Below are 11,662 nucleotides of genomic sequence, written 5' to 3'. Positions count from 1 at the left end.
GCTTGAGAGCCCCCGGTAGCGGGATTTCTGCTTCGCTCCAACAAGGCGTCAAGGGTGAAGCTGTAATCGGCTACCGCGATCCCTTGACTACGCGGGTCGCAGATCCCGTTGAAGACGGGGATCTGAAGCCCTCCAGCTTTCCTGAAAGGTAAAAAAATGAGAAAAACCGTGACATTCTTGGACTTCACCATTCGTGACATCCAGAAAATGATAGCAACTTAACAATATAAAATATGTTTCCAATGGTTTAGCTAACTTTTTAAATATTTTTATGCAATATTGGGGTCTACCATTCCTGGAAGGACACTATATAGTTCCGACCCCGGCAGCCGACGTCTCTACCAAAGGCCACCAGCGGCAAATCCGGAAAGCACCAGCCATGTCTTGACATCCATGAGAAGGGTGTCGTCCCGGCAGAGGCGTTCTGCCTCCGTTTTACCGACAAACAGGGTTTCGATCTGCTCCGAGGCACTGTTTCCGGCGTCCGAGGGATCTCCAACGCAGTCCACATGAGCAATGATAACCGATTCGTCGGTGATCCCGGAGGAACTGAAAACGACCGGACTGGTTCGGTGGTGCCGAACGACCGTCAATCCGGTTTCCTCCATCAATTCACGCCTGACAGCAGTCTCGACCGATTCACCCGGCTCCACGAGGCCGGCGGGAAATCCATATTGAAAGCCGCCAAGGGCTATCCTGAATTCTCGAATGACCGCCAACTGCTTGCGCTCCCGATGGTAGGGAACGATGACCACGGCGTCCGCCGTTTCCAGACGCCCGGTAAAACATTTGGGTCCTTTCTTTTCACGTGACACCAGTTGCCAGGTGTTCGGCTGGCCCTCACGATCAATGTATTTGATTTCAAAAAGGCTTAAAAACCGATCGCTAAACAACGTATTAAACGTGGTCAGTTTCATTTATCCATGATCCTTAAACTTGTGGGTGGGCAGGCACGGCGTGGTTCGGGGTTGACCATAACGAAACAGGCTATGCACAAAAATACACACCGCCCCCTCCTTCCGCATCCGTATGATTGCTAAACCAGCTGGCCGGGCCTGGTCACACATCAAACCAAAAAATTATTATACGTTATTATTTCAATAATCTAACCATCATCTGGCTATCGCTTCAGCGGTTTCAGAACCTGCTGAATTCGATGTTGCCGTTGAAATTAACATGTCGGCATATGAATTGCTGGATGGGTCTGATAACCCTGAATGAATGGAGGATATCATGCCAGATGCAACCATTTTGTTCAATATCACGCCGGTTCCGATCCTGTCGGTTCTGGTATGGATTTTTTTGAGCATCGCAGCCATGTATTTTGCACGCCGGCCCTTTCATGATTCAATGGGCTCGCTGGGCCGGGTGATTTACAATGCCATGCGCGTGGCGTCCGCTTCGGTGAAGATGGCCCGCCAGCGGCTCGAAGCACGCAACCGGGAAGTATTGCTGGCTGCCGGTGTCGAACATGCCGAGCGACGGACGGAACGCGAATTCGAGCGGATCAGCACGGCCGTGGAACGAAACCTGGAAGGCTACCCCCAGTTGCAGCGACAGCTGCGTGAAGATCTGTTAAAGCTTGAAGACGATTACCGCGAAACCGCTGAAATTCCCCAGGGTCTGTCGGACTGGGTCAAGGTGATCGATGCCATCGCCGGCATCAAACCCTCGGGTGACCCCATGGTGGCCAACCTTCTCGAAGATATCCACAACACATTGAAGGAACAACACAAGGCCGCCCTCGAGGGCCATCGAAAAGCGGTGTCGGACCGCCACGGTATCCTCTCCCGCATGGTCCCCCAGTGGCGTGCCACCGACAAAGCCCTCAAGGGAATCGAAAAAGCCATCGCCGACCTGACCGGCCGCTCCCAGGCGGTGGACCAATGCATCACCAACTATGAGACCGTCAGGACACACACCGATATTGCGGAACGTCAACTTTCGTCGTCCTCGCTGACCCAGTTCTTCACCTCCGGACTGGTGCTGGGTGTGTTTGTCATCGGTGCCATCATCAACTTCAATCTGGTTGCCTTGCCCATGTCCGAAATGGTAGGCGGTGCCAGTTATATCGGAGCGTTCAAAACATCCGATGTGGCCGGCATATTCATCGTCTGTCTGGAAGTCGTCGTGGGAATCTTTCTCATGGACGCCCTGCGTTTCACCCGACTCTTTTCGGTAATCGGCTGCCTCGACGACAAAAAGCGCACCTGGTTCTTCTTTATCCTGCTGGCCATGCTGACCATTCTGGCCGGTGTTGAATCGTCTCTGGCCTTCATGCGCGATCGCATCGCTGCAGACATGGAGGCGCTGAGACAGAGTCTGGCCGGCGTGGAACCCACTGCCGTGGCCGCCAGCAATATTCCCATGATCGGCCAGATGATCCTGGGATTCATCCTGCCCTTCATCCTAACCACAGTGGCCATGCCATTCGAGACCTTTGTTTCGTCATCACGGACCGTGCTCGGTGTGGCCGGCGCCTGGGCGCTGCGCGCACTGGGGTTTCTTCTTCGCCTGGCGGGCAACCTGGGCTATTACCTGGGCCGATTGGTGGTTAATGTATACGATCTGATCATCTTCCCGGCCCTCTGGCTGGAGGCACTGATTCTTCGAAAAATAACTGCCTCGCCCTCGGTGCCGAAACCGGAGGAAGATGGCTCTGCCACAAAGAACCAATCCATGACCATGTTGGAGGAGGCGGCGCCATGCAAAAAAACAGCAGACTGAACCTACGCGCGATAATTGCCGCCGCGTTGTTTGCGGCCGTGCTGATTACCATGGGATGTACCCAAAAGATGGACCACACCAAGGGGGTGTACATGCTGGTGGACACCTCGGGCACCTATACCGAGGAACTCAACAAGGCCCGGACCATCATCAACTACCTCCTGGGCAGCCTGGCCCCCGGGGACACCATGGCCGTGGCCCGCATCGATACGGGAAGCTTCAGCGAAAAGGACATCGTCGCCAAAGTCACCTTCGACCAGCGTCCGTCGGTGGCCAACACGCAAAAGCGTGCCTTTCAGAAGCAAGTGGCCGATTTTGTGTCGTCGGTGGCGGGCAGCAGCCACACGGATATTTCCGGGGGACTCCTGCAGGCAGTCGAATACCTGAACGAAGCAGGATCCGGCCAGAAATACATCCTGATTTTCTCGGATCTGAAAGAAGAACTGGCCCGCGGCCACGTGCGGGATGTTCCCTTTCGACTGGAAGGGTTCAACATCATCGCATTGAATGTCACCAAGCTTCGGGACGATATTCGCGATCCCAAAAATTATATGCAGCGAGTGGATCAGTGGCGGGACAAAGCGGAGTCGGGCGGAGGGGCCTGGCGAGTGATCAATGACCTGGAGCGGCTGGACAATATGTTTTCATTGTAGGCTGTATCCCAACCCGATGACCAACGCACCCCGACATGCCTATCATGCCGGGGTGCTTTTCTTTTTTTTAAAAGATGAATTTTTTTTCGATCAACCGCTTTTTCTGCCGGCTCACGTATTCCGCCAACGCCTGTTCGACCCCCTGGTCGATGGGGGGCTTTTCATAATTGGCCAGCCGGTCTGCCAGCATCTTCTCCGTTCTATCGGCCACGCAGCGGGCGCCCTCGGATTCCCATTTCTGATAGTCGTCACGGGTGAACAAATGGGGTTGGTAAAGGCTCCTGCAATGTTTGAACGTGGTGGGATGGGTAAGATAGTTTCCATCACTGCCCAGGCTCTTGATGGTCGCCACGTCAATGGATTCCACGTTGATGTCCATGGCAGTGATCACCCGCCGCAGAGTTCGGCAGACCTCTTCGTCGAGGATCCATTTTTCAAAACTCATAGAGATGTAGGAACCCAGTTGACCGCAGGCGTGAAGAATAAAATTGGCGCCGTTTCTCACCGCCGTGCTCATCATCAGGGTGCCTTCGGCCGCCGCCTGGGAATCCAGACAATGCGAATTGGTCAGCATGCCGCCGGTGCGGCAGGGAATTTGGTAATGGCGGGCCAGCTGGATCACTGCGGATGCCAGAACCACCGCTTCCGGTGCACCCACGGCAGAAGAGACGGTGCGCATGTCCGATGGTGCCGATACCGATCCATATACCACGGGCGTTCCCGGTCCGGCCAACTGGGACAGGACAATGCCGCTCAGGATCTCGGCATTGGCCATGGCCATCAGCCCCGGCAGGGAGATCGGGCCGCTGGTGCCGGCCAGCACCATATCGGTGATCACCAGCGGCTGGCCCAGCCGGGCCAGGTCGATGATGATTTCAGCCATTTCCGGGCTGTACTTGAGCGGTGAGGCTGCATGCACCACGGCGGGCATCACCGGCTGCTTTCTCAGCTCGTCCAGCCCCCCCCAGGCAATCGCGGCCATTTCCACCGAATCCAGCGCGGCCTGCCGGAAATTGCTGCCTGCACAAAAGGCCTTGTCGCACAGGGTCAGGTTGGCAAGCATCATATCCAAGTGGGTGATCTGGGACGGCACATCGTTCGGCTGAACCATGAGGTAGCCGTTCATGTCCAACTGATCGGACGTCTGCACCAGTTTACAGCACGTGAAATAGTCATCCATGGTTGCCGGCCGTCGCACGCCGTCGGCATTGGAGACATTGGGCGCCCCGGCGGTGGGCAGGAAAACGAAGTCATCTTCGCCGATGGCCACGTTGTATTTCGGGTTGCGGGCGTGCACCACAAACCGGGACGGTACCGTCTCTAAGGCACGAACCACCTCTTTTTCAGTGATATACACCCTTGGGTTGGTGACCGTGAATCCGTGCTGCCGGAACAGGTCCAACGCTTCTTCGGAGTTAAACTTGACGCCGGTTTCCGAAAGGATCTCCATGGACGCATCATGGATCAGGTTGATTTCGTCCCTTGTAAACACCTGCATTCGGTCGGTCATCTGCAGCGCTCCCATGTTGTGCCCCTTTGCAGGGGTAAGATGCCGTTAGGGCCTGAGACAAGCAGGTTGCGTATCTCGGTCAATCATCAGATGAACGTTTAAAATGGTGCAGCAAGCACTCAGCAAGAAAAACCACCGGCGTCCAAAAGAAATTGCCGCAGGTTAGCCATCTGCCCGTTTCCCGCCCAAAAGTCAAACGGATTTTCTCAGCGGACAGTCCTGTTTGCTAAGGTATCGGCCAAACCGGAAGATTCTGTAGGGAATAAAGAATCCTGACCCAGGGTGACAGGAGTTGTTAGACCCTTGAAGATGGCTATGCCCCGGTCTGAGTGGGTTCCGAGAATCCAGGAGCCAGTAGTCAGGAGCCAGAAGAAAAAGGAAATCGTTGCACTTTAACAAGTTTATACAAATGACTGAGCCGAAGGCGATCCCTTCTTCTGACTTCTTGTATTCTGACTCCTGAATTCCTTTGCATCGCTTACCGGCATAGCCGATTTTCCCTGACCCGACACAATGGAAACGGTTGTTAAGGAAAAATCAGAAAAAGGATGTTGAATTATCAGGTCATTTCTTTTAGCGTACCTCTCTCGAAGAGTATCGACGCCTGCTGGCAGGTACATTGAAAAAAATCAAGCCTCGGCAGCACTGAAAGGAAAGCGCAAAGTGAAAGGGAAACCCGTAATTCCGCCGGTCTACATGACGGCCACGTATAAGTTCGACAATTCCGATGACCTGATCGATGTGGTCCAGAACCACAGCGGATACATCTACTCCCGATGGGACAACCCGTCGGTGGTGGAGGTGGAACACGCCGTGGCCCACCTGGAAGGCTACGACCACGCCCTGGGTTTCAGTTCGGGCATGGCCGCCATCTCTACCGCCGTTCTGGCCCACGTGCAGACCGGCGACCGAATCGTGACCACCCGGGAAATCTACGGCGGCACCTTTGAACTGATGAATACCGTTCTACCGGGGTTCGGCGTGGATGTCACCTATGTCAACTGTTGGAAAACCGATGAAATCCTGGCTGAAATAGACAAGGGCCTGACGCTGCTTTATCTGGAATCGCCAACCAATCCCCTGCTCCGCGTGGTTGATGTCCCGACGCTGGCCAGCGCCGCCCACGCCAAAGGGGCTCTGGTGCTGCTGGATGCCACCTTTGCATCACCGATCAACCAGCATCCGGTACAATGGGGGGTCGACGTGGTTATTCACAGCGGCACCAAGTACCTGGGCGGACACCACGACGTCACCGCGGGATTCGTCTGCTGCAACAAACCCTGCTCGGACCGCATCTGGAACCGCAGAAAAATATTCGGCGGAGTCATGGATCCCATGACCGCATTCCTCACCCTTCGCGGCCTGCAGACCCTTGAGCTTCGCATGCACAAACACAATCAAAACGCAATGGCGGTCGCTCGTTTCTTGGCCGCGCACCCCAAAGTCACCGCCGTGCACTACCCGGGACTGCCCGCTCATCCTGACCACAAGATTGCCAGCGCACGCATGACCGGTTTCGGCGGCATGCTCAGCTTTGAGGTGGCTTCGGACTTCGACGGAACCAAACAGGTGATGGACCGCTTGAAGACGATCAAGCTCGCCACCAGCCTGGGCGGTGTCACCAGCCTGGCCAACCAGCCCCTGACCAACACCCATGCGGCGCTGAGCCCCGAAGCCCGTGAGAAGGCCGGTGTCAGCGAAAATCTGGTGCGCCTCTCCGTGGGTGTCGAAGCGGTGCAGACGCTGATCGACGACCTGAATCAGGCACTGGACGTCATATGATCGTTGCCGGAATCTCACCGGGGCCCGCATACGGCAACCCACACCGATGCGGCCGATCGTGACGGGCACGATCAAGCGTCCACCCTGGACGTTGCCGGTCATTGTCTTTTCACAATTCGCCGGTGGCTCCATCTGGTTTTCGGGAAATGCGGTACTTGCAGACTTAATGCAGCACTGGTCTTCACCGTCACCCATGGCCGGCTGGATAACCAGTGCGGTTCAATTGGGCTTTATCGCCGGCACGCTGGTCTTCGCCATTTTCGCCGTTTCCGATCGCTTTTCGCCGCGGCGGATCTTTTTGCTGTGCGCAGTGGCGGGCGCCCTGTCCAACCTGCTCACCGGCCTGGCAGGCAACAGTCTGGCATGGTTGCTGGGTCTTCGATTCATCACCGGGTTCTTACTGGCGGGTATCTACCCGGTGGGTATGAAGATCGCCGCCGGGTGGTATCAGAAAGGTCTGGGCAACGCCATGGGTTTTCTCATCGGGGCGCTGGTGCTGGGCACGGCCTTTCCCCACCTGTTGAAAGGCGGACTGTCATCGGTGCCCTGGCAGGCTGTCATCGTTCTCTCTTCAGGCGTATGCCTGCTCGGCGGTCTGTCGATGTTTCTGCTGATTCCGGACGGGCCTTACCTGGCGGTGGGGACCCGATTCAATCCGCGGGCAGTCCTCACGCTGTTAGGCCATCGGGAACTCCGCGCCGCCGCCTTGGGCTATTTCGGCCACATGTGGGAGCTCTATACCCTGTGGGCTTTTGTGCCGGTCTTTCTGGCGGCATACCTGTCGAGCGTTCCCGGCCTTTCCCGCAATGTCTCTTTCTGGAGCTTTCTGATCATCGGTATCGGCAGCGTGGGATGCAGCGTCGGCGGACTGGTCTCGGCGCGCGTGGGCAGCGCGCGGGTGGCCTTCATCCAGTTGGCGGTCTCCGGCATCTGCTGTCTTTTCTCTCCCCTCTTTTTCGCTGCCCCCCCTGCCCTGTTCCTGGCATTCATGCTGCTCTGGGGGACGGCCGTGGTGGGGGATTCGCCACAATTCTCAACCATCGTGGCCCGCACGGCGCCGCCGGAACTGGTGGGCAGCGCCCTGACCCTGGTCAACTGCATCGGGTTTTCCATCACCGTGGTCAGCCTGTCACTGATGCAGTGGATCGCGGCCATGGTGCCCCCGCAATACCTGCTCGTCCTGCTGGCCGCAGGACCGACAGCAGGCCTGGTCTGCATGAAATCGCTTGTGGGAAAAAACCGGGTCACTACGACGTGAGGTTCCCAGAACTGATATTTTAAGAGACTCGAAGATTTAGCGGAAACTTCCCAGACAGGCAAAGCGTATATCCAATTTCGATCAAGGAACCGCAGAATGATGAAGGAAGGTATGCTGTCTTTTCAATGATCGCCATCGCGCACCGAATCAATCCTTCGAGATTCGAGATTGGATATTGGACATTCGACCCCTCGAACCCCGAACCCCGAACCCTGAACCCCGAACCCCGAACCCTTGAACCCTTTGTTAAAACATCGAACATCGAACATCGAACATCGAACATCGAACATCGAACATCGAACATCGAACATCGAACATCGAACATCGAATGAAAAAAATACATGCCTTACGGGACAGTCAACTGCTATATTTTCTATTCATTCCGAACAATTGAACAAATTAAACCAACCAAACGAAATCATAACCTACCACTAACCTACGACCTTCGCCCTAAATTCTATTCAACCACTTAATTGATAGAAGGCCTTTTTCTTCTAAAGCTGCGAACTCTGGATCGCCAGTCAGAAGAACGGCATCATATATCCCGGAAAGCGCCGCTGCAAAAGCATCGGCATAAGAAACCTGAAATGTGGCTTTCAATGACGCTGCAGACAACAACAACTTTTCATCAATGACATCAATAATGGTAACCGGAAAAGCCTTTATACGTGCATATGCAAGATCGGCAACCGATTTGCCCTGTTCCCTCAAGGTGATATAGTAAACCTCACCGAGTTGAATGGCATGAATATACAGTCGGCATCGCCCTTTGCGTGCCGATAGCAATAGCTGCTGCAGCCATTTTGCAAAAGGCTCATCTTCGAGATAGCCGATGAGGGCATAGCTGTCGAGCACGTAATTATCTATTTTGAGCACCGTTTTCTTTCAATCGGTCGGCTCGTCTATATTGCAAAAGCTTTTCAATCAGTCCTGATTTTGGAATCATACCCTTGGCTGCCATGACCGGGTCCTCTGAATCGGGGATCATCAGCACCCCCTCTCCCTTTTGAATCCAATGGATGATCGTCGCCTTTTTTATGCCATATCGCGCCCTGATTTCTTTGGGGATGACGATCTGACCTTTTGAAGTCACTTTTGATTTGAGGGTTTCCATTCTAGTTTTCCTGGTACGAATGCGGTTCCACCTTGGATGGTTGTTGAACCCGATTGTTCAATGATCTCTCTTTTACAGAATCATTACCCTCAAAGTAAGATATTGTCAATCATTTCTGCCTTACTTGACGTGTTGTTGATAGATGTATTTTCACCGCCCAGTTTATCCCGCATAGCGGGGCTTCGCTCGAGTTCGCAGAGGCGCGGAGTTTTCGGGACGCGGATTGCCGCCCCGGTTAAATTCGCTTTGCTCCTCACTGGCGTGAATTGAACGGGGCAGGCCGATGAACACGGATAGGGCGTTGGGGTTGTCAGCTGTCGCTGAAAAAAGAACATACAAAATCTTTATCTGCTGTTTCCGTGCAAATCTGTGTCCCATTATTTTTTACTATTGTTCGTTTAATTTCTGAGCAGCCTCCAGAATTGCGCTTCGCGGCGATGGTCTTTTTGATGAAATGACTTTGTCAGCCAAATGCTTGTGGTGCGGAAATGAATCAAGCTTCGGATAGTGAGGGGTGTTGTCGTACCTGAAAAGCAACTTGTTTTGATCATCTTGAAAATGGTACTGGGCGCCAAGATGGGTCATACCCAAACTGAGCGTTTCAATTTTTTACAGATACCATAATTGGTTTGTATTCTTTGCTTTTGCGGTTTACTGATCTTAAAAAATTGAAACCCGTTGGGATGGTCGATCTCACCGCATAACCGGTGTCAGCCGACATCCCGCATAGTCCACTATAGCGGAATGCCAGCTTCCTTTGTTCTGCGGCAAGCTCGACAATCGCTCAACCTGAGTTATACTTTCCTTTTTTGCAATGAGTGCTTCGTTCAACTCAAAAAGGTGTCCTTGTGCAAAGCGAATGCGGATTCTCAGATTCACTCGTTCGAATGTCAAAATTTCTACTTCATAGCGCTCGATGTAGACGTCATTCAAAATCCGAACCGCTGATTCGACATCCTCAATGTAATGTTTCAGGATATCAGGCAACATTCTGCAGCTTTCTTTCTACGCTTAACCTGATCTCCAAATAGTGCTGATAATCATTGGACCATTCAATAAAATCTATGTCATCTCCCATTTGGCCTTTTCGATATTTATCGAAAAATAACTCTGACATTATGTGATAGCGGTTCTCATATGTGCTGAGGCGCTTCGTCACTGAAATAAGTGCATCGAGGGAGGTATCATATTCGATTATGTGCTTTTGCATAGCGCCTACCATCATTTATAGATTTGCTTTCTATTTTTTAAAATTATAGCGGCTCATTACAGGAGTGTCAACGAGCCTCAATACCGAGGTATAATTGGTTCCTTTTTTGTAGGTCGTTGGTTGAAAACTCACCGCCCGCTTCGCTCGAGCCGCGGAGAACGCAAAGGGTGTTTAAATTAATTTCTGAGAGGGAAAATGACAGATCATAGAAAAAACTGAACTCTGAAAAATTTTCACTGCGTCTTTGCGGTGAGAAAATAAGTGCTAACAGACTTCAACCTTCTACCTCCTACCTGCTTTTTAGCCACCCCGGTTAAATTCGCTTCGCTCTTCACTATCGTGAATTTAACAGGGCAGGCGGACACACACTGACTTACACAGACAATATTAATTTTGAGTTTTGAATTTTAAATTATTAAACGATTCCGATACCTTAATTCAAAATTAAGAATTCATCATTAACAATTGCTTTTCTCACCGCCCAGTTTATCCCGCATAGCGGGGTTGCGATCGGGTTTGTTGTGGGTGGTAGGTTGTGGTCGTTGGATAATTCAACCTTCGGCCTATAGGCCTGTTTTTTATTCACCGCCCGCTGCGCTCGAGTGCGCGGAGGACGCAAAGGGTGTTTTAGACCGGTGAAATACGCTGTGCTGTCACCCTCGGGTCCCAGGTGAAATGATGATGCTCGCTGCGCGATTTCACGGGATAAAAAGTTTCACTGGCTTAAGTTGGATTTGTTATGTTCGTTGGCCCGGTGAAATTCGCTGCGCTGTCACCTTCGGTGAGTTTCACTGGCTGAAGGTTTGTTGAGTTTGTTGGGTTCACTTGAACCCTCGAACCCTTGAATCCTTGACCCCTTTGTTAAACATCGAACATCGAACATCGAACATCGAACATCGAACATCGAACATCGAACATCGAACATCGAACATCGAACATCGAACATCGAATGAAAAAAATACATGCCATACGGGACAGTCAACAGCTATCTCGTGACAGGATTGACAGGATCGTCAGGATCGAAAACAGAGACTCACCGCAGAGGACACAGAGAGAACTGAGTTTTTCTGGACACCCCGGTTAAATCCGCTACGCTTGTCACTGGCGTGAATTTAACAGGGCAGGCGGACACACACGAACGCACACAGACAAGGTTAAGTTCAGCCTACGGCTTAATTAGTAACCAATTGAACAAATTAAACAAACCAACCAATCAAACCAGGTTAACCAATAAAACTAACCAACGACCTTCTTTCTAAATCCTACATTATGAATGCTGAACGCTTTCGGCCCGTTGGGACTATTTTTCAGGCCCTCGACAACAGATGACGATCAAAAAAACCATTCTTGAATGAAAATTATGTAAAAACTTGCCATTTTTTTAACATTCATATATATGTCCTATTAA

General features: G+C 52.4%; 11 protein-coding genes. 4 read left to right on the top strand and 7 right to left on the bottom strand.

Annotated features, from left to right (window positions below; translation table 11 throughout):
• Positions 1-338: 338 nt before the first annotated feature.
• Complete coding sequence (locus QNK41_RS02785; protein WP_319253523.1) at positions 339-917, bottom strand: NUDIX hydrolase; 579 nt, start codon at positions 915-917, stop codon at positions 339-341.
• A gap of 316 nt (positions 918-1,233) precedes the next feature.
• Here QNK41_RS02785 and QNK41_RS02780 point away from each other — a divergent pair, with 316 nt between their 5' ends.
• Positions 1,234-2,727 carry a hypothetical protein gene (locus QNK41_RS02780; protein ID WP_319253521.1) on the top strand — a complete coding sequence of 498 codons (1,494 nt, stop codon included), beginning with the start codon at positions 1,234-1,236 and terminating at the stop codon, positions 2,725-2,727.
• On the top strand, positions 2,706-3,380 hold the full coding sequence (locus tag QNK41_RS02775; protein WP_319253519.1) for a hypothetical protein: 675 nt from the start codon (positions 2,706-2,708) through the stop codon (positions 3,378-3,380). Before QNK41_RS02780 ends, QNK41_RS02775 begins: the two co-directional genes overlap by 22 nt.
• 67 nt (positions 3,381-3,447) lie before the next feature.
• On the opposite strand, the gene QNK41_RS02770 is transcribed toward QNK41_RS02775, so the two are convergent.
• On the bottom strand, positions 3,448-4,890 hold the full coding sequence (locus tag QNK41_RS02770) for a trimethylamine methyltransferase family protein (protein ID WP_319253517.1): 1,443 nt from the start codon (positions 4,888-4,890) through the stop codon (positions 3,448-3,450).
• 663 nt (positions 4,891-5,553) lie between these two features.
• On the opposite strand from QNK41_RS02770, the gene QNK41_RS02765 reads away from it, so the two are divergent.
• Together QNK41_RS02765 and QNK41_RS02760 are read left to right on the top strand one after the other, a co-directional pair.
• Positions 5,554-6,672: an aminotransferase class I/II-fold pyridoxal phosphate-dependent enzyme gene (locus QNK41_RS02765; protein ID WP_319253515.1), complete on the top strand. Its 1,119-nt coding sequence runs from the start codon at positions 5,554-5,556 to the stop codon at positions 6,670-6,672.
• A 58-nt stretch (positions 6,673-6,730) separates the two neighbouring features.
• Complete coding sequence (locus QNK41_RS02760) at positions 6,731-7,930, top strand: MFS transporter (RefSeq protein ID WP_319253513.1); 1,200 nt, start codon at positions 6,731-6,733, stop codon at positions 7,928-7,930.
• A 450-nt stretch (positions 7,931-8,380) separates the two neighbouring features.
• Here QNK41_RS02760 and QNK41_RS02755 read toward each other — a convergent pair whose 3' ends face one another.
• The 5 genes from QNK41_RS02755 to tumA all read right to left on the bottom strand — a co-directional run bounded on the left by QNK41_RS02755 (position 8,381) and on the right by tumA (position 10,254).
• On the bottom strand, positions 8,381-8,785 hold the full coding sequence (locus QNK41_RS02755) for a type II toxin-antitoxin system VapC family toxin (RefSeq protein WP_319253511.1): 405 nt from the start codon (positions 8,783-8,785) through the stop codon (positions 8,381-8,383).
• Positions 8,786-8,789: 4 nt separating this feature from the next.
• A complete protein-coding gene (locus QNK41_RS02750; protein ID WP_319253509.1) occupies positions 8,790-9,044 on the bottom strand; it encodes an AbrB/MazE/SpoVT family DNA-binding domain-containing protein in 255 nt (84 codons plus the stop codon).
• A 387-nt stretch (positions 9,045-9,431) separates the two neighbouring features.
• On the bottom strand, positions 9,432-9,629 hold the full coding sequence (locus QNK41_RS22920; protein WP_413815106.1) for a DUF6516 family protein: 198 nt from the start codon (positions 9,627-9,629) through the stop codon (positions 9,432-9,434).
• 108 nt (positions 9,630-9,737) lie between these two features.
• Positions 9,738-10,034, bottom strand: coding sequence for a hypothetical protein (locus tag QNK41_RS02745; RefSeq protein WP_319253507.1), 297 nt, complete (start codon positions 10,032-10,034; stop codon positions 9,738-9,740).
• Positions 10,024-10,254 carry an antitoxin TumA gene (gene tumA, locus QNK41_RS22915; RefSeq protein WP_413815105.1) on the bottom strand — a complete coding sequence of 77 codons (231 nt, stop codon included), beginning with the start codon at positions 10,252-10,254 and terminating at the stop codon, positions 10,024-10,026. The genes QNK41_RS02745 and tumA overlap by 11 nt, the downstream gene beginning before the upstream one ends.
• Between the last annotated feature and the right edge of the window lie 1,408 nt (positions 10,255-11,662).

The sequence above is a fragment of the Desulfosarcina sp. genome, assembly GCF_033791525.1.
GTDB lineage: Bacteria > Desulfobacterota > Desulfobacteria > Desulfobacterales > Desulfosarcinaceae > Desulfosarcina.
Note: the sequence above shows the minus strand (reverse complement) of the source record. Positions and strands in the feature narration are given on the sequence as shown.

Coding starts and splice junctions, on each gene's coding strand:
- QNK41_RS02785 (WP_319253523.1), bottom strand. CDS start 917: ATGAAACTGACCACGTTTAATACGTTGTTTAGCGATCGGTTTTTAAGC.
- QNK41_RS02780 (WP_319253521.1), top strand. CDS start 1,234: ATGCCAGATGCAACCATTTTGTTCAATATCACGCCGGTTCCGATCCTG.
- QNK41_RS02775 (WP_319253519.1), top strand. CDS start 2,706: ATGCAAAAAAACAGCAGACTGAACCTACGCGCGATAATTGCCGCCGCG.
- QNK41_RS02770 (WP_319253517.1), bottom strand. CDS start 4,890: ATGACCGACCGAATGCAGGTGTTTACAAGGGACGAAATCAACCTGATC.
- QNK41_RS02750 (WP_319253509.1), bottom strand. CDS start 9,044: ATGGAAACCCTCAAATCAAAAGTGACTTCAAAAGGTCAGATCGTCATC.
- QNK41_RS22920 (WP_413815106.1), bottom strand. CDS start 9,629: ATGACCCATCTTGGCGCCCAGTACCATTTTCAAGATGATCAAAACAAG.
- QNK41_RS02745 (WP_319253507.1), bottom strand. CDS start 10,034: ATGTTGCCTGATATCCTGAAACATTACATTGAGGATGTCGAATCAGCG.
- tumA (WP_413815105.1), bottom strand. CDS start 10,254: ATGCAAAAGCACATAATCGAATATGATACCTCCCTCGATGCACTTATT.